The 24,144-nt window shown below is 64.6% G+C and carries 22 protein-coding genes; 17 read left to right on the top strand and 5 right to left on the bottom strand.

What is annotated here, in order from left to right; translation table 11 throughout:
* Nucleotides 1-59: 59 nt before the first annotated feature.
* Complete coding sequence (locus tag BMI87_RS11425; RefSeq protein WP_078521525.1) at nucleotides 60-1,331, bottom strand: RsmB/NOP family class I SAM-dependent RNA methyltransferase; 1,272 nt, start codon at nucleotides 1,329-1,331, stop codon at nucleotides 60-62.
* Nucleotides 1,332-1,411: 80 nt separating this feature from the next.
* On the opposite strand from BMI87_RS11425, the gene BMI87_RS11420 reads away from it, so the two are divergent.
* Complete coding sequence (locus BMI87_RS11420; RefSeq protein ID WP_078521523.1) at nucleotides 1,412-1,597, top strand: DUF1674 domain-containing protein; 186 nt, start codon at nucleotides 1,412-1,414, stop codon at nucleotides 1,595-1,597.
* A 78-nt stretch (nucleotides 1,598-1,675) separates the two neighbouring features.
* On the opposite strand, the gene dapB is transcribed toward BMI87_RS11420, so the two are convergent.
* Nucleotides 1,676-2,485 (bottom strand): 4-hydroxy-tetrahydrodipicolinate reductase, encoded by an 810-nt coding sequence (gene dapB / locus BMI87_RS11415; RefSeq protein WP_078521521.1) that lies wholly within the window; start codon nucleotides 2,483-2,485, stop codon nucleotides 1,676-1,678.
* A 97-nt stretch (nucleotides 2,486-2,582) separates the two neighbouring features.
* Here dapB and rbfA point away from each other — a divergent pair, with 97 nt between their 5' ends.
* The 7 genes from rbfA to putP all read left to right on the top strand — a co-directional run bounded on the left by rbfA (nucleotide 2,583) and on the right by putP (nucleotide 8,517).
* Nucleotides 2,583-3,014, top strand: a complete 432-nt coding sequence (gene rbfA, locus BMI87_RS11410; protein ID WP_078521678.1) for a 30S ribosome-binding factor RbfA — start codon at nucleotides 2,583-2,585, stop codon at nucleotides 3,012-3,014.
* Nucleotides 3,004-3,744 carry a phosphodiester glycosidase family protein gene (locus tag BMI87_RS11405; RefSeq protein WP_371326884.1) on the top strand — a complete coding sequence of 247 codons (741 nt, stop codon included), beginning with the start codon at nucleotides 3,004-3,006 and terminating at the stop codon, nucleotides 3,742-3,744. The genes rbfA and BMI87_RS11405 overlap by 11 nt, the downstream gene beginning before the upstream one ends.
* 52 nt (nucleotides 3,745-3,796) lie before the next feature.
* Nucleotides 3,797-4,699 (top strand): tRNA pseudouridine(55) synthase TruB, encoded by a 903-nt coding sequence (gene truB, locus BMI87_RS11400; RefSeq protein ID WP_078521517.1) that lies wholly within the window; start codon nucleotides 3,797-3,799, stop codon nucleotides 4,697-4,699.
* A gap of 79 nt (nucleotides 4,700-4,778) precedes the next feature.
* A complete protein-coding gene (locus tag BMI87_RS11395; protein ID WP_078521515.1) occupies nucleotides 4,779-5,309 on the top strand; it encodes a DUF1643 domain-containing protein in 531 nt (176 codons plus the stop codon).
* 87 nt (nucleotides 5,310-5,396) lie between these two features.
* Entirely contained in the window at nucleotides 5,397-6,422 is a 1,026-nt protein-coding gene (locus BMI87_RS11390; RefSeq protein ID WP_078521513.1) for a calcium-binding protein, read from the top strand.
* 125 nt (nucleotides 6,423-6,547) lie between these two features.
* Nucleotides 6,548-6,817 (top strand): 30S ribosomal protein S15, encoded by a 270-nt coding sequence (gene rpsO / locus BMI87_RS11385; protein ID WP_075776826.1) that lies wholly within the window; start codon nucleotides 6,548-6,550, stop codon nucleotides 6,815-6,817.
* Nucleotides 6,818-7,071: 254 nt separating this feature from the next.
* Nucleotides 7,072-8,517, top strand: a complete 1,446-nt coding sequence (gene putP, locus BMI87_RS11380; RefSeq protein WP_078521511.1) for a sodium/proline symporter PutP — start codon at nucleotides 7,072-7,074, stop codon at nucleotides 8,515-8,517.
* 61 nt (nucleotides 8,518-8,578) lie between these two features.
* Here the strand turns inward: putP and BMI87_RS11375 are convergent, their stop codons facing one another.
* On the bottom strand, nucleotides 8,579-9,262 hold the full coding sequence (locus BMI87_RS11375; protein WP_168175204.1) for an NYN domain-containing protein: 684 nt from the start codon (nucleotides 9,260-9,262) through the stop codon (nucleotides 8,579-8,581).
* Nucleotides 9,263-9,526: 264 nt separating this feature from the next.
* Between BMI87_RS11375 and pnp the strand changes: the two genes are divergently transcribed.
* Nucleotides 9,527-11,671, top strand: coding sequence for a polyribonucleotide nucleotidyltransferase (pnp, locus tag BMI87_RS11370; protein ID WP_078521507.1), 2,145 nt, complete (start codon nucleotides 9,527-9,529; stop codon nucleotides 11,669-11,671).
* Between the two features lie 139 nt (nucleotides 11,672-11,810).
* On the opposite strand, the gene BMI87_RS11365 is transcribed toward pnp, so the two are convergent.
* The gene (locus tag BMI87_RS11365) at nucleotides 11,811-12,464 is read right to left on the bottom strand and encodes a peroxiredoxin (RefSeq protein WP_078521505.1); all 654 of its coding nucleotides are present in this window, start codon (nucleotides 12,462-12,464) and stop codon (nucleotides 11,811-11,813) included.
* Nucleotides 12,465-12,643: 179 nt separating this feature from the next.
* Here BMI87_RS11365 and BMI87_RS11360 point away from each other — a divergent pair, with 179 nt between their 5' ends.
* The 5 genes from BMI87_RS11360 to BMI87_RS11340 all read left to right on the top strand — a co-directional run bounded on the left by BMI87_RS11360 (nucleotide 12,644) and on the right by BMI87_RS11340 (nucleotide 16,897).
* Nucleotides 12,644-14,080 carry an aldehyde dehydrogenase family protein gene (locus tag BMI87_RS11360; protein ID WP_078521503.1) on the top strand — a complete coding sequence of 479 codons (1,437 nt, stop codon included), beginning with the start codon at nucleotides 12,644-12,646 and terminating at the stop codon, nucleotides 14,078-14,080.
* 127 nt (nucleotides 14,081-14,207) lie between these two features.
* Entirely contained in the window at nucleotides 14,208-14,996 is a 789-nt protein-coding gene (locus BMI87_RS11355) for an exodeoxyribonuclease III (protein ID WP_078521676.1), read from the top strand.
* 96 nt (nucleotides 14,997-15,092) lie between these two features.
* Entirely contained in the window at nucleotides 15,093-16,010 is a 918-nt protein-coding gene (locus BMI87_RS11350) for a co-chaperone YbbN (protein ID WP_078521501.1), read from the top strand.
* Between the two features lie 27 nt (nucleotides 16,011-16,037).
* Nucleotides 16,038-16,676, top strand: a complete 639-nt coding sequence (locus tag BMI87_RS11345) for an LON peptidase substrate-binding domain-containing protein (RefSeq protein ID WP_078521499.1) — start codon at nucleotides 16,038-16,040, stop codon at nucleotides 16,674-16,676.
* The gene (locus BMI87_RS11340) at nucleotides 16,673-16,897 is read left to right on the top strand and encodes a Trm112 family protein (protein WP_078521497.1); all 225 of its coding nucleotides are present in this window, start codon (nucleotides 16,673-16,675) and stop codon (nucleotides 16,895-16,897) included. Before BMI87_RS11345 ends, BMI87_RS11340 begins: the two co-directional genes overlap by 4 nt.
* A 10-nt stretch (nucleotides 16,898-16,907) precedes the next feature.
* Here BMI87_RS11340 and BMI87_RS11335 read toward each other — a convergent pair whose 3' ends face one another.
* A complete protein-coding gene (locus BMI87_RS11335; protein ID WP_146681582.1) occupies nucleotides 16,908-18,134 on the bottom strand; it encodes an FAD-dependent monooxygenase in 1,227 nt (408 codons plus the stop codon).
* An 82-nt stretch (nucleotides 18,135-18,216) separates the two neighbouring features.
* Between BMI87_RS11335 and BMI87_RS11330 the strand changes: the two genes are divergently transcribed.
* The 3 genes from BMI87_RS11330 to BMI87_RS11320 all read left to right on the top strand — a co-directional run bounded on the left by BMI87_RS11330 (nucleotide 18,217) and on the right by BMI87_RS11320 (nucleotide 24,009).
* Nucleotides 18,217-19,533: an amidase gene (locus BMI87_RS11330; protein WP_078521493.1), complete on the top strand. Its 1,317-nt coding sequence runs from the start codon at nucleotides 18,217-18,219 to the stop codon at nucleotides 19,531-19,533.
* A gap of 120 nt (nucleotides 19,534-19,653) precedes the next feature.
* Nucleotides 19,654-20,832, top strand: a complete 1,179-nt coding sequence (locus BMI87_RS11325) for an aminotransferase class I/II-fold pyridoxal phosphate-dependent enzyme (protein ID WP_078521492.1) — start codon at nucleotides 19,654-19,656, stop codon at nucleotides 20,830-20,832.
* Between the two features lie 12 nt (nucleotides 20,833-20,844).
* Nucleotides 20,845-24,009, top strand: coding sequence for a DNA translocase FtsK (locus tag BMI87_RS11320; RefSeq protein WP_078521490.1), 3,165 nt, complete (start codon nucleotides 20,845-20,847; stop codon nucleotides 24,007-24,009).
* Nucleotides 24,010-24,144: the final 135 nt, after the last annotated feature.

Here is a 24,144-nt window from a genome sequence, read left to right as displayed (position 1 = left end):
CGGGGAATGCGGTCACGTTACTGGGAGGCAGGCGCGCTGTCACCGCCTCGGCGGTCGGTTCACGCAGAGCGTTGCAGTCGCGCCATGTAGAACCCGTCCATCCCCCCGAGATCAGGCCAGAAATCGGGCCGCAGCCGCAGCCCGCCCTCCTCGGTGATCCAGTCGGGCGCGATGCCGGGCAGGTCGGGACGGATCACGGTGAGGTCCGGATGCCGGGCAAGCGCCGCCTTGATCTGCGCCTCGCCCTCTTCGGGCAGAAGCGAGCAGGTCGCATAGACCAGCGTGCCGCCGGGCTTGAGCCATTGCAGCGCACGGTTCAGAAGCTGTTCCTGCAGCGCGAAAAGCGGCTTGATCGAGGCGCCGTCCTTGATGAAGGGCAGGTCGGGATGGCGGCGGATCGTGCCGGTGGCCGAGCAGGGCGCATCGAGCAGGATCGCGTCGAAGGGCGCGTCAGGCTCCCATTCGAGCGCATCGGCGGCGACGATCTCGGCCTCCATCTGCGTCCGGTCGAGGTTTTCCGCCAGCCGCTCCAGCCGCGCCTCGGAAATATCGAGGGCGGTCACATCGGCCCCCATCGCAGCGAGTTGCAACGTCTTGCCGCCGGGGGCCGCACACAGGTCGAGCACGCGTGCGCCCGCCTCAGGGGCCAGCAGCTTCGCCGGCAGCGCGGCGGCGGCATCCTGCACCCACCACGCGCCGTCTTCGAAACCGGCCAGCTCGGACACTTTGCCCGGATCGGTCAGCCGCAGCGATCCCGTCGGCAGAAGCCTCGCCCCCAGCGTCTCGGCCCAGCCTGCGGCATCGTCCTTCACGCTCAGATCGAGCGGTGCGCCCGCCAAATGGGCGAGTTCCATAGCCTGCGCGGCCTTTTTGCCAAAGGACGACATCACGCGCCCGCGCAGCCAGCCCGGCATTTCCGGCGCGGGCGTCGCGGCCCATTTCTCGCCTTCCTCGGAGACCTTGCGCAGCACGGCATTCACCAGCCCCGAGAAGCTTTGCAGCTTCGGTCCGGCCGATTTCACCAGCGTCACGGCCGCATCGACCACGCCATGCGGCGCTTGCTTTTCTTCCAGCAGCTCGACCGTGGCCAGCCGCAGGATCGCCATCACATCCGTTGGCGTGCGGCGGCGCAGATGCGGTTTAATGATCCGGTCGGCGCGGCCCAAATGGCGCAGCGTCGTCGTCGCGAGGCGCTGGGCGCGAGCGCGTTGCGACGGCTCCAGCCCGTCGAGCGCCTCCGCACCGATCTGCTCGGCGAGGCTCTCGCGATCCTCGAGAACGCCCACAATCAGGCCAAGGGCTGCGCGGCGCGCGGGGTCGGGTCTGGACATGGGCTGCGGCTTCCTGGCTTGTTGCGGCTTAAGCACGGGCCTATATCATGCCCCGATCCACAGACAAGAAAGTACGCGCCATGTCCGATCAGCCCGAAGAGACCCGCGACCTGCCGCCCGCCGCGATCCGCGCGCTCGCCGAAGCCGAGGAGCGCCGCAAGAACGCGCAGGCGGCGGAACTGCCGACCGAGCTTGGCGGCCGCGACGGACCCGAGCCCGTGCGCTACGGCGATTGGGAGAAGAAAGGCCTCGCGATCGACTTCTGATCGAGGCGCGGTCTCAGAGGCCGGGGGCGCTGCCCCCGGACCCCCGGGATATTTGAACCAAGAGGAAGAGGGCGCCTTTCAGAGCCCCAGCACGTCCAGCATATCGTATTCGCCGGGGCGCTTGTCCTGACCCCAGAGCGCGGCCTTGAGCGCGCCGCGCGCGAAGATGGCGCGATCGGTGGCGACATGGCGCAGGATGATCCGCTCGCCCATACCGGCGAACAGCACGTCATGCTCACCGACGATATCGCCGCCACGGATGGCCGAGAAGCCGATCGCACCATGCTTGCGCGCGCCGGTGATTCCGTCGCGGCCCGACTCGCGATTGTCTTCGAGCGAGATGCCACGGCCTTCCGCCGCCGCCTCGCCCAGCATCAGCGCGGTGCCCGAGGGCGCGTCGACCTTCTTGTTGTGATGCGCCTCGATCACCTCGATATCCCAATCGGCATCGAGCGCCTGTGCGACTTTCTTCGTCAGCTGCGTGAGAAGGTTCACCCCAAGGCTCATGTTCCCCGCCCGCACGATCACGGCGTGCCGCGCGCAAGGTGCGAGCGCCGCGATGTCGTCCTCGTCCATGCCGGTCGTGCCGATCACATGGGTCAGGCGTGCCTGCGCCGCGATCTTGGCGAATTCGCGGGTTGCGGCGGGCGCGGTGAAGTCGATCACCGCCTGCGCGCCGGAAAACGCCTCGAGCGGATCGTCGGTCACGATCACGCCGTTCGGCGCGCCGCCCATCGCCTCGCCCAGATCTTTGCCGACCCAGTCGTGGCCCGTGCGTTCGACGGCGCCCACAAGGCGCGCCTTGTCGCTCTCGCTCACGGTGCGGATCAGCATCTGGCCCATCCGGCCCGACGCTCCGGTAATCACGATGCCCGGCAGGTCGCTCATGTCTTTCTCCTTCACGGTTTCGCGCTATCTAGCTTGCACAGGCGGGCTTGGCAAAGCCCCCGTTGCGCAAAACCCGCAGACGCCCTATGTGAGCGCCATGGCAAAGAACCGTTTCTCCTCGGGCGATGGCCCTTCGCAACGTCAGCTTCGCATGGGCGAGTTGATCCGACGCACGCTGTCGGACCTCCTGATGCGGGGCGATGTGCATGATCCCGACCTCAACCGCGTCTCGGTGACGGTGGGCGAGGTGCGCTGCTCTCCCGACCTGAAGGTCGCGACCGCCTATGTCACGCCCTTGGGCGGCGAAGGCGGGAAAGAGCTGATCGCGGCGCTTGCGCGCAACAAGGGCGAACTGCGCCGCTTGCTCGGCAAGGAAATGACCGCGAAGTACAGCCCCGATCTGCGCTTCCGGCTGGACGAGACCTATGACCGTCTCGATGAGACGCGTCGGATATTCTCGGACGAGACGGTGCAGCGCGATATCGCTGCGCGCGACGATGACGAAGACGATGAAGACGATCGCGACTAATGCTGCGGCGCTGATGCTGCTGGCCACGCCTGCGCTGGCCGACGCACCCTGTGCGGATCGCAGCTTCGACGGAACGACCTACACGGTCTGCGAAGCCAAGCTCGGGCAGGACCTGAAGCTGTTCCTCGACGATCCCGACGGCAATCTGATCGGCACGCCCGAGCGGCTTTCCGAGGTCGTTCCCCAGGGCGACCGTGTCGTCTTCGCGATGAATGCTGGGATGTACCATCCTGATCGCAAGCCGGTGGGTCTGTTCATCGAGAACGGCAAAGAGCTGCATTCGATCGTCACCTCGGAAGGGCCGGGCAATTTCGGCCTGCTGCCCAACGGGGTCTTCTGCATCGGAGACAGGTTCTCGGTGACGGAATCGCGCGCCTTCGCCGCCGATCCGAAGGACTGCACCTATGCGACGCAATCGGGGCCGATGCTGGTGATCGACGGCGCGCTGCATCCGAAATTTCTCGCCGATGGCACGTCGAAGAATATCCGCAACGGGGTGGGGGTCTCGGCCGATGGCAAGACCGCCTATTTCGCGATCTCCGACGCGCCAGTGAGCTTTCACGAATTCGGCCGTTTCTTCCGTGACGAGATGCAGGTGCCGAACGCGCTCTATCTCGACGGCAAGATTTCGCGGCTGACCGTGCCCGGTCAGGGGCGTGAGGATATGGGCCTGCCGATGGGACCGATCGTCGCACTGATCGCGCCTGCCGCCCCCGCTGCTGGAGATTGACGGCTCGCGCCGCTTGGGCTAGCAGGCGCACCCTGTCGAATATGGAGGCCTCATGGCACGCAAGAAGGGTCGCGACATTTCCGGCTGGCTGATCGTGGACAAGCCCGCAGACATCACCTCCACCTCGGTGGTGAACAAGGTGCGCTGGGCGCTGGGCGCCAAGAAGGCGGGCCATGCGGGCACGCTCGACCCGGCGGCGACCGGGGTGCTGGCGGTCGCGCTGGGCGAGGCCACGAAGACGGTGCCGTTCATCACCGATGCGCTGAAATGCTACCGGTTTCAGGTGCGGCTGGGCGCTGCGACCAAGACCGACGATGCCGAGGGCGAGGTGACCCGGACCTCCGATCTGCGCCCCACGGATGAAGAGATTGCCGCCGCGCTGACCGCCTTCGAAGGCGATATCGAACAGGTGCCGCCGCAGTTCTCCGCCGTGAAGGTCGATGGCGAGCGCGCCTATGCGCTGGCCCGTGCGGGCGAGGAAATGGAACTGGCCGCGCGGCCTCTCTACGTCGAAAGCCTCGTGATGCTGGGCCGTCCCGATGCCGACACCGTCGAGCTGGAGCTGGTCTGCGGCAAGGGCGGCTATGTGCGCTCCATCGCGCGCGATCTGGGTCAGAAGCTCGGCTGTCTCGGCCACGTCCTCTGGCTGCGCCGCGAATGGTCGGGGCCCTTCGAGGCGAGCGACGGGATCACGCTGGAAGAGATCGAAGAGCTGGCGAAGACGCCCGAGCTCGACGAAAAATTGTTGCCCGTGGAGTTGGGCCTTGATGATCTGCCGCAGCTCAAGGCTACGCCCGAGGGCGCGGTGCGGCTGAAGAACGGCAATCCGGGGATGGTGCTGCCGGGCGAGGCCGAATGGGGCGAGGAAGTCTGGGTCAGCCATGACGGCAAGCCGCTTGCCGTCGGTATCTATAAATCCGGCGAGGTCCATCCGAGCCGCGTCTTCAACCTTTGACGCGCCCCTTCCCCTTGGTCCAAATATCCCCGCCGGAGGCATCCGCCCTCTGTCACGCACATTACGGTTAGGACGAGAGATGATCACCCGCGAGCATATCAAAGGCGACGCCCCCTCCATCGCGGTCTATTCGGATTGCGAGAATTACCGCTATCTGCTCACGCGGGTCTGGGATGACAGCAAGCCGCGGGCGCTGTTCATCATGCTCAACCCCTCGACCGCGACCGAGGTGCAGAACGACCCGACCGTGGAGCGCTGCGAGCGCCGCGCGCGGGCGCTGGGCTTCGGGGCGTTCCGGGTGACCAATATCTTCGCCTATCGCGCGACCGATCCGAAGGTGATGCGGGCGCAGCCGGACCCGGTCGGGCCGGAGAACGATGCGGCGATCCGCGAGAGCCTCGACTGGGCGGGCGGCCCCGAGGACCGGATCATCTGCGCCTGGGGCGCGCATGGCGCGCATCTGTCGCGGGGCGCTGCGGTGGAGGGCCTACTTCGCGAAAGCGGTCGGGCGCTGCATCACCTCGGCCTGACCAAGGCGGGCGCGCCGAAACATCCGCTCTATATCGCCTATGAGCATCAGCCCGAGCTGTGGTCCACCCCCGAAGGCTGAGCGCGCCGTTAAGCATTTAACGCTTGTTTTCTAGGGTATCCGCGCCGGCAACGGTAGATTTCTCGCATCTTCACGGGGGTGAGAGAGATGTTGTTTCTGTCGGGTTTTCTGGGCCTGCTGATGGCGGGCGCCACGGCGGGTCTCATGGTGGTATCCTCCGAACCCGAGGAGGAGACGCCGCCGGACGATCTCGAGACCGCTGATGCCGAGGTTGGCGAGGTCTCTCTGCTGGCCGAGGTCAGCGCCGGAGAAATCGCACCCGCGCCGGTCTCGCCGTCCGAGCCGGGACCGGGGGATGACATCACTTGGGGCGATACCTCCGACGATGCGATCGCTGGTGAGGCGGGCGACGATCAGATCAATGGCTATGATGGCGATGACAGCCTCTGGGGCGGGGACGGCGACGACCAGCTCCTCGGGGCGTCCGGGAAAGATACGCTCTGGGGCGACGCGGGGGCCGACACGCTGACCGGCGGCGACGGCGAGGATGAACTCGTCGGCGGCACGGAGGCGGATTTCCTCTCGGGCGGGTTCGGCGCGGACCGGCTCTTTGGCGAGGCCGGGGAGGACACGCTGATCGGCGGCGCGGGCGATGATATGCTCGCGGGCGGTGCCGGCGATGATACGCTGATCGGGGCGGATGGCTCGGATACGTTGACCGGCGATGCCGGGCGCGACGAGTTGAACGGCGACGCCGGGAACGATCTGCTGATCGGCGTCACAACGGAGACGGGCGATGCGGGGGCGGCCGATGCCGATACGCTCAATGGCGGGGCAGGGGAGGACGTGCTGCTAGGCGGCTCGGGCGATTGGCTGCATGGCGGCGAAGAGGGCGACAGTTTCGCGCTGGGCGATTGGATCGATCCGGACGCCCCTGCGACAATCGCAGATTACACGGTCGGGCAGGATCGGTTGGCGGTCATCTACGATCCGCAGGGCACCGCCACGCCGCAGATCAGTATCGAGCCTTCCGAGGCGCATCCCGATGCGGCGTGGATCCTGCTCGACGGCATCCGGCTGGCCGAGGTGCTGGACGCGGCGGGGCTGAGCGCGCAGGACGTGGCGCTGCTCACGCCTGCGCAATTCGCGGCGCAGCAGGCCATAGCGCTTTGAAATAAGGCTTTTCAACAAGACGATTCGCGTCTATACGCGCGCATCTGTTCCGAAAGGGGCAGTCTATGGACCTTGCTGGACGACATCCCGGCTTGCGCCCGAACCCTCAATGTAAGGAGATCCCGATGTCGATCACTGTCGAAGACAAGAACGCGCTTATCAAGGAATACGGCACCAAAGAAGGTGACACCGGTTCTCCCGAAGTTCAGGTCGCAGTTCTGACCAAGCGCATCGCGAACCTGACCGAGCACTTCAAAGAGCACAAGAAAGACAACCACTCGCGTCGTGGTCTTCTGATGCTCGTCGCGCAGCGCCGCAAGCTGCTCGACTACCTGAAGGCGAAAGACGTCGCACGTTACCAGTCGCTGATCGAGCGTCTCGGCCTGCGCCGCTAATCCGCCTCGGATTGGAATTCGAAACGCCCGTGCCTTTGGTGCGGGCGTTTTCATTTGCACTATTCCGACTGAATTGCGAAAATTGGCAACAACAGTCCTTCTGCCTGCAAATTTAAAAACTTTTGGGTAAATGATCTTCCCACCAAAAAACTTTGGTCGGTTCGACTTCTTGTCCTCCTGTATCGTCCGCTCCAAACGGGAAAACGCAAGCATCTGCCCTACCTTGCAGGTGCGTTAACAGGGAGGATTGAGATATGCAGATCGGAGTCTGGATCAGCTTGGCACTGTATTTCGTGCTGATGCTGGCCATCGGGGTCTATGCGTGGCGCAAGTCCACGTCGAGCTCCGAGGAATATATGCTGGGCGGGCGTAACCTGCCGCCCGCGGTGGCCGCCCTGTCGGCAGGCGCATCGGACATGTCGGGCTGGCTGCTTCTGGGCCTGCCGGGCGCGCTCTTCGTGTCGGGCCTGACCCAAAGCTGGATCGGCATCGGCCTTTTCGTCGGCGCTTTCGTGAACTGGATCGTCGTGGCGCCGCGCCTGCGCGAGCAGACCGAGCGCTATGACAACGCGCTGACCATCCCCGGCTTCCTCGCCAATCGCTTCCCGAGCCACGCGACCTTGCTGCGGATGGTTTCGGCGGTGATCATCGTGGTGTTCTTCGCGGTCTACACCGCGTCGGGCCTCGTCGGCGGTGGCAAGCTCTTCGCCAGCGCCTTCGGTGGCAGCTACATGACCGGCGTGATCCTGACGCTGGGTGTCGTGCTGGTCTACACCGTGATCGGCGGCTTCCTCGCGGTGTCGCTCACCGATTTCGTGCAGGGCTGCATCATGATGCTCGCGCTCGTCATCATGCCGATCGTGATCCTCACGACCGGTCAGGGCGACGGCGTGGACGCGGCTGCGAGCCGGTTGACCGATATCGACCCGAATTTCCTCTCGATGACGAACGGGCTGACCTTCGCGGGCTGGCTCTCGGCGGTCGCCTGGGGTCTGGGCTATTTCGGCCAGCCGCATATCATCGTGCGCTTCATGGCCGTGCGCTCGGTTGCCGATGTGCCGAAAGCACGGAATATCGGTATGGGCTGGATGGCGATCTCGCTGATCGGCGCTATCTCGGTCGGTATCTTCGGCCGCGCCTATGCGCAGCGTAACGGGCTCGACGTGCAGGATCCGGAGACGATCTTCATCATCCTGTCGAACCTGCTGTTCCATCCGCTGGTGACCGGCTTCCTCTATGCTGCGCTTCTGGCAGCGATCATGTCGACCGTGTCGAGCCAGCTTCTGGTGTCGTCCTCGTCGCTGACCGAAGACTTCTACAAGATCGTCTTCAACAAGGACGCGTCGGACCGCACGCTGGTGAATGTCGGCCGTCTCGCGGTGCTGGCTGTGGGGATCGCTGCGATCATCATCGCGTCGAACCCCGACAGCAAAGTGCTAGGCCTCGTGTCGAACGCATGGGCCGGGTTCGGGGCCGCCTTCGGTCCGCTGATCATCCTGTCGCTGACCTGGAAGCGGATGACGGGTCTGGGCGGCGTGGCTGGCCTCGTCGTCGGTGCGCTGACCGTGATCGTCTGGATTTCGCTGGGCTGGGGCTCGTTCCTCTACGAGATCATCCCGGGCTTCATCGCGGCCTTCATCGCCATCGTGGTGGTGAGCCTCGCGTCCGAAGACAGAGGCGAGTTCCGCCCGATCGAGTGATCGAAGAGCTTACGCGCATCATTGCGCCCGTCCCGAAAGGGGCGGGCGTTTTGCATTCTGGCTATTTCGCTGCGGCGGAAAGTTGAGAAAATCCATTAGGACGGCATCGCACGCGTGCCTTGGGCCCCTTTGGATCAAGCGCGAAGAGGTTCGGACGGTTCGAGAAATAGGGGCGCCACTTTTTATCTGGCAAGTTCCCGATTAAGACCCCGTGGTCTTTCTTCATGATCGTGGCCAGTTCCGCGAGAGGCACTCCAGCGCCGTCCTTGCTGTGTGTCTCGATCGCTGCGCAAATTTTTTCATCGAGACTGGCAGATTTCTTGACTGCTGGCGGTCGTGCCGGAGCTGCGGTCGTTTTTGACTTCAGCAGATGAAACACTGAACAGCTTTCACGAAATGCCTTCGGCGCTTTCTCCTGTCCGACGCCGAGCACTTCCATCCCTTTTTCGCGGAGCCTGGTCGCGAGGTGGGTGAAGTCACCATCGGAGCTTGCGATGACGAACCGTTCGGCGCGTCGTTCCAAAGCGAGCTCGAGTGCGTCGAGGGCGAGCAACACGTCTCCTGCGTTCTTGCCGCTTCCGGAATGCACCAGCCGGATCGAAGGGCTGTCGCCCCACGATCTAATCTGCGCGACATCACCGTAGGCACGCCGGATGAAAGCGCCTGGCGCGAACTTGAGGATCTGGGAAGCAAAAGTGGCGGAGATATTCTCGCCATCGATGAAAAGGGCTGTGGGTTTGCTCATGGGGTCACAATGATCAATGTTAATAACTACCGGCTGAGGGTGGCGTGCCAATCTGGCTAGAATTGGGCGTTGGCCGTTTCTTTCCCTAAGGACTCTTCGCTTCCCAAACCCCTTCATTTCCTGTATTGGCAGGCCCATCTGAGACGTGACGCCTCGAGCCCCCGGGCGCGTGCAACAGGATAAGGGGGCGGCGGCAATGGGGCCGCCATTCAAATCGGGAGACACGGGATACGCCCGTGAGAGCTCCCAGACAGGATACGCTGAATGTTCAATGTTGTGAAAAAATCCATCCAGTGGGGCGAAGAAGAGCTCACTCTGGAAACCGGCAAGGTTGCCCGTCAGGCTGACGGTTCGGTCATCGCCACTCTGGGCGAAACCTCCGTCATGGCCAACGTGACCTTTGCCAAGGAACCGAAGCCGGGCCAGGACTTCTTCCCGCTCACGGTTCACTACCAAGAGAAATACTATGCCGCCGGTAAAGTGCCGGGCGGCTTCTTCAAGCGTGAGGCTCGTCCGTCCGAAAAAGAGACGCTCACCTCGCGCCTGATCGACCGCCCGTGCCGTCCGCTCTTCGTGGAAGGCTTCAAGCATGAAGTGCTCGTGATGTGCACCGTGCTGTCGCATGACCTCGTCAACGAGCCCGACATCGTCGCGATGATCGCCGCTTCGGCCGCGTTGACGATCTCGGGCGTGCCGTTCATGGGCCCGATCGCCGCTGCGCGCGTCGGCTTCTCGGATGGCGAATACATCCTGAACCCCGAAGTCGACGACATGCAGAAGCTGCGGGAGAACCCCGAGCAGCGTCTGGACCTCGTCGTCGCGGGCACCAAGGACGCCGTGATGATGGTGGAATCGGAAGCTTACGAGCTGTCCGAAGCCGAGATGCTGGGCGCGGTCAAGTTCGGCCATGACGCGATGCAGCCGGTGATCGACATGATCATCGATCTCGCCGAAGCCGCCGCGAAAGAGCCCTTCGACTTCAAAGCGCCCGACTACTCGGCGATGCTCGAGACCGTCAAAGGTCTGGGCGAAGAGAAGATGCGTGCCGCTTACGCGATCTCGGACAAGCAAGAGCGCGTGGCCGCCGTCAACGCCGCCAAGGAAGAGATCAAGTCGCAGCTCACCGAAGAGCAGCTCGAAGATCCGACGCTGGGCACCGCGATGAAGAAGCTGGAATCGGCTGTTCTGCGTGGTGACGTCGTGAAGAACGGTCGCCGCATCGACGGTCGTGCGCTGGACGAGGTTCGCCCGATCGTGGCGGAAACCGGTCTGCTGCCGCGCACCCACGGCTCGTCGCTGTTCACCCGCGGTGAGACGCAGGCGCTGGTCGTGACCACGCTGGGCACCGGCGACGATGAGCAGATCATCGATGCGCTGCACGGCAACTCGCGCTCGAACTTCCTGCTGCACTACAACTTCCCGCCCTACTCGGTCGGCGAAGTGGGCCGCGTCGGTTCGCCCGGTCGTCGTGAGATCGGCCACGGCAAGCTCGCGTGGCGCGCGCTGCAGGCGGTTCTCCCGGCTGCGACCGACTTCCCCTACACGATCCGTCTCGTCTCCGAGATCACCGAGTCCAACGGCTCGTCCTCGATGGCGTCGGTCTGCGGTGGCTCGCTGGCAATGATGGATGCGGGCGTTCCGCTGAAATCGGCCGTGGCGGGTGTCGCGATGGGTCTGGTGCTCGAAGAGGATGGCTCCTGGGCCGTTCTGACCGACATCCTTGGCGACGAGGATCACCTCGGCGACATGGACTTCAAGGTCGCAGGCACCGAAGAGGGCATCACCTCGCTGCAGATGGACATCAAGGTCGCCGGCATCACCGCCGAGATCATGGAGAAAGCTCTGGAGCAGGCACGCGCTGGCCGCATGCACATCCTCGGCGAGATGAACAAGGCGCTCTCCGCGGGCCGCACGGAATTCTCCGCCCACGCTCCGCGCATCGAGACGATGACCGTTCCCACCGACAAGATCCGTGAAGTGATCGGTTCGGGCGGCAAGGTCATCCGCGAGATCGTGGAAGTGTCGGGTGCCAAGGTCGACATCAATGACGACGGCGTGATCAAGATTGCTTCGGCCAATGCCGAGGCCATCAAGAAAGCGCATGACATGATCCACGCCATCGTGGCTGAGCCCGAAGAGGGTCAGATCTACACCGGCAAGGTCGTGAAGCTCGTCGATTTCGGCGCCTTCGTGAACTTCTTTGGCAAGCGTGACGGTCTCGTCCACGTGTCCCAGATCGCCAACAAGCGCCTGAACCACCCGAGCGATCTGCTCAAGGAAGGTCAGGAAGTGAAGGTGAAACTTCTGGGCTTCGACGATCGCGGCAAGGTGCGCCTTGGCATGAAGATGGTCGATCAGGAAACCGGCGAAGAAATCGCGCCGGAAAAGCGTGAAGAGAAAGCCGACTGATCGGTTTGATCCGCTGGAAGATTGAGAAAGGCCCCGGAGCGATCCGGGGCCTTTTGCTTTTCGCGCGCCGGCTGGGTGGCGCGGATATGAAAAAGCCCCGGACGCTGCCGGGGCTCTCTCGTAAGCGGGTAAGCTGGGCTCAGCCCTGCGACTTGACGGTGCGCAGGTAGGGCAGTTTGACGTCGACTTCGCCGAACTTCTCTTTCGCCTCGTCGGTCGAGACCGACAGCGCGACGATCACGTCCTGACCCGGCACCCAGTTCGCGGGGGTCGCGAAGGGCTTGCCGTCGGTCGCCTGAACGGCGTCGAGCGCGCGGATGATTTCGGCGAAGTTGCGGCCGACCGACATCGGGTAGGACATGGTCAGGCGGACTTTCTTGTCCGGGCCGATGATGAAGACGGTGCGCACGGAGGCCGAATCCGCGGCGGTGCGGCCGTCGGGCATGTAGGCATCGGCGGGGAGCATGTCATACAGCTTCGACACGTTCAGCGAGGTGTCGTCGATGATCGGGAAGTTCGCGGGCGCGCCGGCGACCTGCTCGATGTCCGATTTCCACTTCACGTGCTCTTCGACGCTATCGACCGAAACGCCCATGACCTTGGTGTTGCGCTTCTCGAACTCGGGGGCGAGTTGAGCAACTGCGCCGAACTCGGTGGTGCAAACCGGGGTGAAGTCTTTCGGGTGCGAGAACAGGATGGCGTAGCTGTCGCCGATCCAGTCGTGGAACTTGATCTCGCCAGCGGTCGAGTCAGCGGTGAAATCGGGAGCGGTGTCATTGATACGCAGGCCCATGAAAAACCTCCTGTGTTTGCGTAAAATCACGTCTTTCCGGGATATAAGCCCTCGCCGGGGCCCATTCCAGCCAGTTTAGAACCTTTTTAAACTCGGAGCCTGCGACCTTTCGTCAGGCCTTGCGCAGGACGGGGAGTGGTGAAACGCTCGCGCGCGACATCTGTGTGCCGGAGGCTGAAATGATCGAGAAGCGGAATTTCTACATCAATGGGGAATGGGTCGCGCCCAAGGCGGCGCGCGAGTACGAGGTGATCGACCCGTCCACTGAGGATCCCTGCGCGGTGATCTCGCTTGGCGATAAGGCCGACACGGATGCGGCGGTCGCTGCGGCAAAGGCGGCGTTGCCCGGCTGGAAGGCGACGGACCCGGCAGAGCGGATCGCGGCGGTCGAGCGGATCGCCAAGGTCTATGCCGAGCGCGCCGAGGACATGGCGCAGGCGATGAGCCTCGAGATGGGCGCGCCGATCGATCTGGCGCGCAAGAACCAGTGGGGCGCGGGGGCCTATCACATCAAGAACTTCATCGACGCGGCGAAAGCCTTCGACTGGGTGCATCCGCTGGGCGACGGCACGCCGGGCGCGATGATCGCCTATGAACCCGTCGGCGTCGTCGGGCTGATCACGCCGTGGAACTGGCCGATGAACCAGGTGACGCTGAAGGTGATCCCGGCGATCCTCGCGGGCTGCACGATGGTGCTGAAACCGTCCGAGGAAGCGCCGCTCTCCTCGCTGCTGTTTGCGGAAATCCTCGACGCGGCGGGTCTGCCCAAGGGCGTGTTCAACCTTGTGAATGGCGATGGCGTTGGCGTCGGCACGCAGCTTTCGACCCATCCGGACGTCGAGATGATTTCCTTCACCGGCTCGACCCGGGCTGGCAAGGCCATCTCGAAGGCGGCGGCCGATACGCTCAAGCGGGTGACGCTGGAGCTGGGCGGCAAAGGCGCCAACCTGATCTTCGCCGATGCGGATGAGGATGCGGTGGCGCGCGGCGTAAAGCACTGCTTCCAGAACTCGGGCCAAAGCTGCAACGCGCCGACGCGGATGCTGGTCGAGCGGTCGGCCTATGACAAGGCCGTGGAAATCGCGCGCCAGACCGCAGAGGCCACGCAGGTGGCCAGCCCGCGCGAGGAGGGCAAACATATCGGCCCGGTCGTGAACAAGGCGCAGTTCGACAAGATTCAGGGCCTGATCGAGACCGGCATCGCGGAGGGCGCGAAGCTCGTCGCGGGTGGTCCCGGACGGCCCGAGCATCTCAATCGCGGCTTCTATGTCCGTCCGACGGTCTTTGCCGATTGCGATCCCTCGATGACGATCATGAACGAGGAAATCTTCGGCCCCGTCCTGTCGATCATGCCCTTCGACAGCGAGGAGCAGGCAATCGAGGTGGCCAATGCCACGCCTTACGGTCTGACCAATTACCTGCAATCGGGCGATGGCGCGCGGCGCAACCGTCTGGCGCGGCAGCTGCGCTCGGGGATGGTCGAGATGAACGGTCAGGACCGTGGCGCAGGCGCGCCGTTCGGCGGCGTGGGTTCCTCTGGCCGGGCGCGCGAGGGTGGCCGCTGGGGCATCGAGGAATTCTGCGACGTGAAGTCGATCTCGGGCTGGGCTGAGTAAGGGGCGCTGCCCCTCTTGGCCTATCGGCCAATTCACCCCGGGATATTTCTGCCAAGAGGAACAGGGGCGGTTGCGAAAGCGGCCGCCCTTCGACATGATCGCGCGGCTTTTGGAACGGGAGAATGAGATGAGCTTCACGCTGGCGACCTGGAACATCAACTCGGTGCGGCTGCGCGAGGGGCTTGTGCGCAAGCTGATGGAGGAAGAGGCGCCCGACGTGCTCTGCCTGCAGGAATGCAAGAGCCCGGTCGAGAAGATCCCGCTCGAGGGGTTCAAGGCACTGGGCTACACCCACATGGTTGCGCGCGGCCAGAAGGGCTATAACGGCGTCGCGATCTTCTCGAAAATCCCGATGGAAGAGAACAGCGCCCATGATTTCGCCGATCTCGGCCATGCGCGTCATGTCGCGGGGACGCTCGAAAATGGCGTCACGATCCACAACTTCTATGTCCCCGCGGGCGGCGACGTGCCGGACCGCGAGGTGAATGAGAAGTTCGGGCAGAAGCTCGATTACCTCACTCAGATGCGCGATCACTTCGCCGCGGAAGGTCCGAAGAAATCGATCCTCGTGGGCGACCTGAACATCGCGCCGCGCGAGGATGACGTCTGGAGCCACAAGCAGCTTCTGAAGATCGTTTCGCACACGCCGATCGAAGTCGAGCATCTGCACGATGCGATGGAGGCGGGCAAATGGGTGGACATCACCCGGCAGGATATCCCCGAGGGGCTTCTCTATTCGTGGTGGTCCTATCGGGCGCGCGACTGGGATGCCGCCGACAAGGGCCGCCGGCTCGATCATATCTGGGCGACGCCGGATATCTCGAACGCGGCCCATGGCAGCCGCGTGCTGCGGGCGGCGCGCGGTTGGGAGAAGCCCTCCGATCACGCGCCGGTATTCGCGACCTTCGATCTGTAATCGCTTGCGGCAGCGCGCCGCGGTCAAACGGGTTTGCGTTCGGCCCATCCGAGGCCATATAGGAAAGCAAATCCTCCGCAATTTCGGGAGACGGACATGCTGGAACTGGGTGGCGGCGCCAAGGCCGCAGGCAAGAGCGAATACGTCAAGGACGTGACCGAAGCCAACTTCATGGCCGAGGTGATCGAGAAATCGCAGACCGTGCCGGTCATCGTCGACTTCTGGGCGCCGTGGTGCGGCCCGTGCAAGCAGCTCGGCCCGGCGCTGGAAGCCGAGGTCGAAGCCGCGAAAGGCGCGGTCGTGATGGCCAAGGTCAATGTCGACGAAAACCAGATGATCGCGGGTCAGATGCGGGTGCAGTCGATCCCGACAGTTTACGCCTTCTGGCAGGGCCAGCCGATCGACGGTTTCCAGGGCGCGCTGCCGCCCTCCGAGATCAAGAGCTTCGTGTCCAAGCTGATCGAAGCGTCCGGCGGTGAGGCCGGCAATGGTCTGGGCGATGCGGTCGAGGCGGCGGAAGCCATGCTGGCCGAGGGCGCGGCGGAAGACGCAGCGGAGACCTTTGCGGCGATCCTCGAAGAAGATGGCGAGCTGGCGGAGGCCCATGGCGGCCTGATCCGCGCGCGCATCGCGCTGGACCAACTGGATGCGGCAGGCGCGGCTTTGGCCGCCGTGCCCCCGAAACTGTCCGACAGCGCCCCGGTGGAAGCCGCGCGCGCGCAGCTCGATCTGGCGAAACAGGCGCAATCGGCGGGGCCGCTCGACGATCTCAAAGCCAAGGTCGAGACCAATCCCGACGATCATCAGGCGCGCTTCGACTATGCGCAGGCGCTTTATGCGGCGGGCAATGTCGAGGAAGCCGTGGACCAGCTGCTCGAGCTGTTCCGCCGGGATCGCGAATGGGACAACGAGGCCGCGAAGACGCAGCTTTTCACCATTTTCGACGCGCTCAAGCCGAACGATCCTATCGTGGCAAAAGGCCGCCGTCGTCTGTCGTCGATGATATTTGCCTGAGGGCAGGGTCGCGCTAGTTTCATCCGCATGATGAAGAAAGGCGACTTGCCCGAAATCCTTCCGCTTTTTCCGCTGCCCGGTGCGCTGCTGCTGCCCCGGGCGCGGCTTCCGCTGCATATCTTCGAGCCGCGCTATCTGCAGATGATCGAAGATTGCATGAAGACCAAGTCTCGGCTGATCGGGATGATTCAGCCGATCAAGGGGCCGGAGGGGCAGAACCACCTCAACACGATCGGCTGTGCGGGCCGTCTGACCGGGTTTTCCGAGACCGAGGACGGGCGCTACATGATCACCCTGTCGGGGATCTCGCGCTATCGTATCGTGAAACAGATCGACGGGTTCACCCCCTATATCCGCGCCGAGGTCAGCTGGGCCGGGTTCGAGCGCGATCTGGGTGCGGCCGAGCATGACACCGGTTTCGACCGCGACGAGTTTCTCGACCTGCTGGCGAAGTTTTTCCACGCGCAGGGGTTGGATACCGATTGGGAAACGCTGAAAGATGCCGATGACGAGTTGCTGATCAACTCGCTCGGGATGCTGTTGCCGCTGGAGCCGGAGGACAAGCAGGCGCTGTTGGAGGCACCCTGTCTGGCCACCCGGCGCGAGACCTTGGTGACCCTGATCGAATATGCGCTGCATGGCGGCGGAGAGGAGCGGTTGCAATGAGCGACGAGACTGAGAGCGCACCGGCGCCCGAGACGGCCCGCGAGAAGCCGCTGTTCGACCGGCACATGCTGGAGGCGCTCGTGTGCCCGCTGACCCATGCGGTGCTGAAATACGATGCCGAGAAGCAGGAACTGGTTTCGCAGCCCGCGAAACTGGCCTTCCCGATCCGGGGCGGCATTCCGATCCTTCTCGCAGACGAGGCCCGGCGGATCGACGAATAAGGCGCGGCGTTTAAAGCGCGCGGCCCTGCAACAGGCGGGGCAGGGGGCCTGACAGGCCCGCCGCTTGCTGCATGAAGCCGCGCCGCAGCCCCGGGATCGCCTGCACCAGACCCATCCCCAGATCGCGCCCCGCTTTCAGCAGCGGATTGTCGTTCGAGAAGAGCTTGTTCACGGTATCCATGCCAAGCGCGAGCGACGTCGAATCGAAGCGCCGCCAGCCCTGATAGCGCTCCAGCACGTCCTCGGCGCCGATATCCTCGCCGCGGCGCATTGCCTCCACCACGATCTCCGCCAGCGCCGCCACATCGCGTAGCCCGAGGTTCAGGCCTTGGCCCGCGATCGGATGCACGCCATGCGCCGCATCGCCCACCAGCGCCACGCGCGGCGCGACATAGGCTTTCGCAAGCGTCAGGTTCAACGGGTAGGAGAAGCGCGGACCGGCCAGTTTGATCTCGCCGAGGAAATCGCCGAAGCGCGGGCGCAGCACGGCGAGGAAATCATCGTCATCCAGCGCCGAGATCGTCTTCGCGTTCTCCTCGGTCTCGCTCCAGACGATCGACGACCGGTTGCCCTTCAGCGGCAGGATGGCGAGCGGCCCGGTCGGCATGAAGAACTGCTGCGCGATGCCGTTATGGGGCTTCTCGTGCTCGACCGCCGCGACAAGCGCGGTCTGGCCGTAGCCCCAACCTTCGCGGGTGATCCCGGCGCGTTCGGCCACGCCTGAGCGGCGACCATCGGCCCCGATCAGCAGCTTCGCGGTCAGGGTCTTGCCGGTGGACAGGCTCACTTCGACCCCGCCCGGCACGACCTGCTGCCCTGTTACCTGCGTCTCGTGCAGCAGCGTGATCTTGTCGCTCGCCTCCATCGCATCGAGGAAGGCACGATAGAGGTAGCGATCCTCCAGCATGTAGCCGACCGGCGCCTGATCCAGCTCGCGCGCGTCGAAATGCAGGAAGAAAGGGGCCGCCCCTTCGCCTGCGTGACCATCGGCGGCTTTCACTTCCATCATCGGCTGCGCCTGATCGGCCAGCCCGTCCCAGACGCCAATGGCGTGCAGCAATTTCTGCGACGCGATGGCCAGCGCATAGGCGCGGCCGTCGAACGTGTCGGTCGCGCGCTGGCGTGCCGGAGCGGCGTCGACAAGGGTCACGGACAGGCCGGCGGAGGCCAGTGCAAGCGCCAAGGCGGGGCCGTTGAGCCCGCCGCCCGCGATGATGACGTCTGAATCGTGTTTCATGGCGCTTACTATGGCGCTGGAAGCGGGATTGTCCATGCGCGGGACTGTCGCTAGCGTGGCGGAAAGAACGAAGGAGGCGGGCATGGAATGGCGGTTGGCAGGGGCTGCGGAACAAGGGCGGGCAATTGCCGCCGGTCAGCTCGATCCGGTGGAGCAGACCGAGGCCTATCTGGAGGCGGCTGAAGCCTCAGAGGACATCTATGCGCGTCTCACGGCGCAGCGGGCCCGGGACGAGGCAATGGCTGCGCATCAACGCGCCAAGCAGGGAACCAGACGCGGGATGCTCGACGGGGTCGCGCTGTCTTGGAAGGACCTTTACGACACCGCCGGGGTCGCGACCGAGGCGGGCTCGCGGCTGCTGGCCGGGCGCGTGCCCGAGCGCGATGCGGATGTGCTGATCGAAGCCACGCTGGGCGGCTCGGTCTGTCTGGGCAAGACGCATATGACGGAGCTGGCTTTCTCCGGGTTGGGCGTGAACCCGATGACCGCGACGCCGCCGAATATCCATGATCCCGAACTCGCGCCGGGCGGTTCGTCCTCGGGCGCGGCGCTGTCGGTCGCGCGCGGCTTGGCTGCGGCGGCGATCGGTTCTGATACGGGCGGCTCGGTGCGTATTCCGGCGGCATGGAACGATCTCGTGGGGCTGAAGACGACACATGGGCGGATCACGACGAAAGGCGTCGTGCCGCTGTGCCGGACCTTCGACACGGTCGGGCCGATCACCCGCAATGTCGAGGATGCCGCGCATGTGCTCGCGCTGCTGGAACGCCGCGCCGCGCCGGACCTGCGCGAGACGAGCCTCAAGGGTAAACGGCTTCTGGTGCTCGAAGGGCTGGCCTTCGAAGGCACACGGGAAAAGCCGGTGCAGGGCTTCGAGCGGGCCGTCGAGGCCTTCGCCAAGGCGGGTGCGGTGATCGAGCGGCGGGGCCTGCCGATGGTGCGCCCGGCGATGGACCTTTCCGGTGTTCTCTTCGCCCCCGAAGCCTATGGCGAGTGGAAGCACGAGATCGAAGCCGCGCCCGAGAAGATGTTCGCGGTGATCCTCGAGCGGTTCCGCAGCGGGCGCGACGCGCTGGCCTCGGATTACGCGAAAGGCTGGCACGAGCTGGCGGGCTATCGCGCCGCCTATCTGGAGGCGACCGCGGAATATGACGCCGTTCTGGTGCCGACCTCGCCGATCCTGCCGCCCGATGTGCGCCGCCTTCTGAGCGACAAGGCTTATTTCCAGGAAGAGAACGTGCTCGCGCTGCGCAATACCCGGATCGGCAACGTGCTGGGGCTGTGTGCGCTCAACCTCCCGACGGGCATCCCAAGCTGCGGGATTTCGCTGATGGCGCCGCCGATGACGGAGGATCGGCTGCTGCGTTTGGGGATGGCCGCCGAATCGTCGCTGGCCTGAAAACCACATTTCTTGTGGTCAACCCGCTCTGGAGCTTGTCTTTTTCTGGACGAAACGGCGGAGCTTTTGTAACCTCGTCGGCAATAAGGGGCGACATAGACCCCATTCGATGAGGCACAGATGGACTTTCCCGAGCGGTTTTCGAACCTGCCCGAATACGCATTTCCGCGTTTGCGCGCGCTGCTCGATTCGCATGAACCGGGCGGCGACGTCTTGGCCATGTCCATCGGTGAGCCGCGCCATCCCATGCCCGAGTTCGTCGGCGATGTGATCGCGCAAAGCCTTGGAGAGTTTGGGAAATATCCCGCCAATGACGGCACGCCCGAATTGCTGGACGCGATCTCTGGCTGGCTGAAACGGCGCTATTCGGTCGAGATCGGACCCGAGCGGATCATGGCGCTCAACGGCACCCGCGAGGGTCTCTACAACGCCGCGATGGCGCTTTCGCCCGAGACGAAACGCGGCAAAACGCCCGTGATCGCGATCCCGAACCCGTTCTATCAGGTCTATGCGGTGGCGGCGGCTGCGGTCGGCGCGGAGCCGGTTTTCGTGCCCGCGGGCGCTGATACCGGGTTTTTGCCTAATTATTCGGCACTTGCGCCCGAGGTGCTGGACCGCATCACCGTGGCCTATCTGTGCTCGCCCTCGAACCCGCAGGGTGCAGTCGCGAGCCGCGAATTTCTGGCCGATCTGCTGCATCTGGCCGAGAAGCACGATTTCATCGTTTTCGCCGACGAGTGCTATTCCGAGATCTGGCGCGAGGCCCCGCCGCCCGGTGCGGCACAGGTCGCCGCCGAGGAGGGCATCGACCCCGAGCGCGTGGTGATTTTCCATTCGCTCTCGAAGCGGTCGAACCTGCCGGGTCTGCGCTCGGGCTTCCTCGCTGCCGGGCCGCAAAGCATCAAACATATCCGTCGCCTGCGCGCCTATGCCGGCGCGCCGCTGCCGCAGCCGCTGCAGCGCGTGGCCGAGCGGGCTTGGGCGGATGAGGCCCATGTCACGGAAAATCGTCGCCTCTACGCCGAGAAATACGAGATCGCGGGACAGATCTTCGACGGCGTCGATGGCTTCCAGCTGCCGCAGGGCGGCTTCTTCCTCTGGCTTCCCATCGAAGACGGGGAGGCGGCGGCGCTCAAGCTTTGGACAGAAACCGGCATTCGCGTGCTGCCGGGCGCCTATCTCGCGCGCGAGGTGAACGGGGAAAACCCCGGCCAGAAATATATCAGAGTGGCTCTGGTCGCTCCAAAAGCAGAAACGCAGCGCGGGCTGATGCAGCTCCGCGACTGCCTATACGGTTGAGGACGGTAGGTTATGGCATCTTATCAGGTTCGACAGCGCGATCCGCTTTTCGATCAGGACACGCAAGCCGTTTTGGAACGGCGTGGCAAAGAGTTGGTAGGGGGGCTGCTGGTCGTCTTCGGCCTGCTCGCCGCGATGATGCTTTTCTCCTATCACCCCGAAGATCCAAGCTGGATGGCGTCCTCGGATGAGCCGGTGCAGAACTGGCTGGGCCGGATCGGCGCCGGGATCGCCTCGCCCCTGTTCGTGATCGTCGGGCACGGCGCGTGGCTGCTGCCCGCGGCGCTGGTGGCCTGGGGACTGCGCATGATCACCCATCGCGGCGAAGAGCGTCTCGTGTCACGGATGATCTTCTTCCCGATCGCAGTGGCCGTCGCCGCCGTTTACGCGGCCCTTCTGGTGCCGGGCGATCAATGGGGGCAGGCCTTTGGCCTCGGTGGGCATTTCGGCGACATGATCGCGGGCGCGATGCTCGGGATCGTCCCGATCTCGGGCGTGGTCGGGCTGAAGCTCCTGTCGCTGGTCCTCGCCGCGGCGATGCTGGCCATGGCGACCTTCGTTCTCGGTTTCACCAAGCCGGAGCTGCAAGCAATCACGCGTTTCATGTGGCTCGGCACGGTCGCGATCTATGTCGGCGCGATGAACCTTCTGGGCCGTGGGGCTTCGGCCTCGGTCATGGGCGCTCGCTCGGCGGCAGAGCGTGCGCGCCAGCGCCGCGCGGAAGCGGCCGAACGCGCCGCAGAGCTGGCGGCCTGGGAAGAGCAGCAGGCCTATGCCGCGCATGACTGGGCGCCCGAGGTCGAAGCGGCTCCGGCGGCACGTCCGTCCTTCCTGTCGCGGATCCGTCGCCCGGTGGAGCCGGATTACGATCCCTACGACGCCTCGCCCGAACTGTTCGAGACCGAGCCCTATTGGGATGACCAGCCGCAGCTCGCAGCGCCGACGGAGGACCGCATTCGCGCCCGGATCAGCCAAGCAGTGCAGAACCGCAAGTCGGCGCCGATCGTTACCGATTACGCGCCCGAGCCTGAGGCCCCGCTGCATCACGATATGCCCGAGACCTTCGCCGACCCCGAGCCGGAGCCGCCGCGTCCTTCGGCCTCGGTCCTGGCCGCCGTCGCCAAGCGCCTCGCGCGAGCACCGCGCCAGCCGCAGGTCGTGCATCAGGAGCCGCCGCTGCGGGCCGAGCCGCAACTGCGCGCCGAGCCGCCGCTCAAGGCCAAGCCGCGCTTCATGCCGGGCTTCGGCGCGCCTGCCGCTGCCGCCGAGCATGCGCCCGAAATGGCCTATGCTGGTGCCGACGAGCCGCAAATGACGGCGGCGGAGCAGGTCGCGCAGGACTATGACTACGCGGACGATGACAGCCGCGACTGGACCCACCCGGATTACGAAGGCTTCGAGGCCGATCCCCGCGACATGCGCACCGAGCATTTCTACGCGGGCGAGCCCACCTCCTTCGACGAGTCGGGCGCTGCGCAATGGATCGAGGAAGACGTCGTGCCGGAGATCCCGGCCTCCGCGCGCGGTCTCGACCGTCAGGTGATCAAGCAGCCCGAGCCGAAGCGCGTCGTGCAGCCTGCGGCGAAACCCGCAGCCCCCTCGCGTCGTGCGATCGAAGAGGCGCAGCCGAAGATGGCTTTCGAGAAGCCGAAAACCGCGCCCTTCGAAATGCCGCCGCTGTCGCTGCTGACGAACCCCACGACGATCCAGCGTCACCAGCTCTCGGATGAAGCGCTGGAAGAGAACGCGCGGATGCTCGAGACCGTGCTCGACGATTACGGTGTGAAGGGCGAGATCGTCTCGGTCCGCCCCGGCCCCGTCGTCACGATGTATGAACTCGAGCCGGCGCCGGGTCTGAAAGCCAGCCGTGTGATCGGTCTGGCCGACGATATCGCGCGCTCGATGTCGGCGCTGTCGGCACGTGTCTCGACCGTGCCGGGCCGCTCGGTGATCGGCATCGAACTTCCCAACGATCACCGCGAGAAGGTCGTGCTGCGCGAGATCCTCTCGGCGCGCGATTTCGACGACAAGAATATCAAGCTGCCGCTGGCTCTGGGCAAGACCATCGGCGGCGAGCCGATCGTGACCAACCTCGCCAAGATGCCCCACCTGCTGATCGCAGGGACGACCGGCTCGGGTAAGTCGGTGGCGATCAACACGATGATCCTGTCGCTGCTCTACCGTCTGACGCCGGAAGAGTGCCGCCTGATCATGATCGACCCGAAGATGCTCGAACTCTCCGTCTATGACGGCATCCCGCATCTGCTGTCGCCGGTCGTGACCGATCCGAAGAAGGCGGTCGTCGCGCTGAAATGGGTCGTCTCGGAGATGGAAGAGCGCTATCGCAAGATGTCCAAGATGGGCGTGCGCAACATCGAAGGCTACAACGGCCGCGTGAAGGAAAGCCTCGACAAGGGCGAGATGTTCAAGCGCACCGTGCAGACCGGCTTCGACGAAGAGACCGGCGAGCCGATCTTCGAGACGGATGAATTCCAGCCCGAGCCCTTCCCCTATATCGTCGTCATCGTCGACGAGATGGCCGACCTGATGATGGTCGCGGGCAAGGAGATCGAAGCCTGCATTCAGCGTCTGGCGCAGATGGCGCGGGCCTCCGGGATCCACCTGATCATGGCCACGCAGCGCCCCTCGGTCGATGTCATCACCGGCACGATCAAGGCGAACTTCCCGACCCGGATCTCCTTCCAGGTGACGTCGAAGATCGACAGCCGCACCATTCTGGGCGAGCAGGGCGCCGAGCAGCTTCTGGGCATGGGCGACATGCTCTACATGGCAGGCGGCGGCAAGATCACCCGTTGCCACGGGCCCTTCGTCTCCGACGAGGAAGTCGAGGAAATCGTCAACCACCTCAAGAGCTTCGGTCCGCCGGAATACATGTCGGGCGTGGTCGAAGGTCCCGATGACGACACGGCGAGCGATATTGACGCGGTGCTCGGCCTCAACACCGGCGGCAATACCGGCGGCGAGGATGCGCTCTACGATCAGGCGGTGGGCATCGTGATAAAGGATCGCAAATGCTCGACCTCCTATATCCAGCGCAAGCTGGGCATCGGCTATAACAAGGCCGCGCGCCTCGTGGAGCAGATGGAAGATCAGGGCATCGTGTCCTCGGCCAACCATGTCGGGAAGCGCGAAATCCTCGTGCCCGAGCAGCAGTAAGCCGGTCACAACCAGAAATGCGATGCGCCCCGGGGGAGACCTCGGGGCGCTTTGCGTTTCAGGGGGCTCTTACTCGGGACGACCGCCGGGCGCCGTGATCCGATACGGGGGCGCTGTTATTGAATGACATCCCCT

The organism is Thioclava sp. F28-4 (assembly GCF_002020045.1).
Classification (GTDB): Bacteria; Pseudomonadota; Alphaproteobacteria; order Rhodobacterales; family Rhodobacteraceae; genus Thioclava; species Thioclava sediminum.
This window is presented reverse-complemented; position numbering and strand designations above follow the sequence as displayed.